Annotated in this window: 1 protein-coding gene; it reads left to right on the top strand. The window is 52.3% G+C overall.

What is annotated here, in order from left to right:
* Positions 1 to 326: 326 nt before the first annotated feature.
* Positions 327 to 791, top strand: coding sequence for an Lrp/AsnC family transcriptional regulator (locus A3AY_RS0110890; protein ID WP_018325710.1), 465 nt, complete (start codon positions 327 to 329; stop codon positions 789 to 791).
* Positions 792 to 1,244 lie beyond the last annotated feature (453 nt).

The following is a 1,244-nucleotide window of genomic DNA, read 5'->3' as shown; positions in this document are numbered from 1 at the left end:
CCCTTGCCCGTTTCAACAATCGTCGGCTCGCCAAGCTTGCCGCTGGCAAAGTCCTTCAGCTGCGTGAACGGATGCAGGACCGAGTTGCGGTCCTTATCGGCGATGTCCTTGATGTTGATGGTCATTGTTAATTCTCCGATGTACCCGAACTGTCGCTTGGCCTGAAGTGAGCAAGCCCTACAGCTGCAGCCCCTTCACCGCGGCGGATAGTTGCCAAGCCAGCGTTAACACAATGTAGGTGTTTACTTCCGCAGTTGACGGCGGAAACGAAGGGCTATAAGCAGAATTACTGCAAAAACGTTGTCCGAACGCAGGATGCCTACAATATGGAACTTGATCGCGCCGATCTTGCGTTGCTGGATGCCGTGCAACATAACAATCGACTGACTTCTGATGAACTCGCCAAGGTGGCGAACCTGTCAGCGACAGCTTGCCAGCGCAGACTGAAGAAGTTGAGGGAAGAGGGCGTGATCGAGGCGGATGTCTCGATCGTGTCGCCAAAGGCGGTAGGCCGCCACCTTACTATGATCGTCTTGGTGTCGTTAGAACGCGAACGCGCGGATATCGTAGACCGATTTAAGGCAGCTATCCGAAAAACGAAAGACGTTATGCTTGGCTACTACGTGACCGGCGACGCAGACTTCATGCTGATTGTCACTGCAAAAGACATGGAGGACTATGAGGAATTCACCCGGCGATTTTTCTACGAAAACCACGACATCAAGGGGTTTAAAACGATGGTGGTTATGGATCGAGTGAAGGCGAGCTTCTCATTTCCGATCCAAGGATAGGCTCCAAACAAGTATTCCGATGGTAGTGTTTGTCTTTAACGGCCAATTTTGAGGCGCAATCGCGTTAACGACGGAGCCCCAAAAGACGCGGATATTCCCCAAGAAATTGGTTTTGCCCGAGTGCAGAGGCATGCTGGGTGCAAAGTGAAATTTCGGATACTCGAGACTGAACCCGATAGTGTTGTAAACGTTTCGGGCCAACTGCTATATCCAGTATCGGCCATTCTCTTGGGCTAATCGCATGCCAGTGGGTCAACTATGCAGTAGCTCCCAACAATATTGAATCGCCAGCTCCGTGGTTGGCAAGAGGATCTTGTCCGAGGCTCCGAAGGTAGGCGTGTGTACCCCGGTCTCGTTTCCAGGCTCCCGGCTGCCAAACTGAAAGTAGATTGAAGGCACGCAACCCGAGTAGAAACCGAAGTCATCGCTTCCGGAGCTCGGCTTTACCCGAAC

The sequence above is a fragment of the Rhizobium giardinii bv. giardinii H152 genome, from assembly GCF_000379605.1.
In the GTDB taxonomy this organism is placed as follows: domain Bacteria; phylum Pseudomonadota; class Alphaproteobacteria; order Rhizobiales; family Rhizobiaceae; genus Pararhizobium; species Pararhizobium giardinii.
The sequence above is the reverse complement of the archived record's forward strand: the minus strand, read 5'-3'. Positions and strand labels throughout refer to the sequence as shown.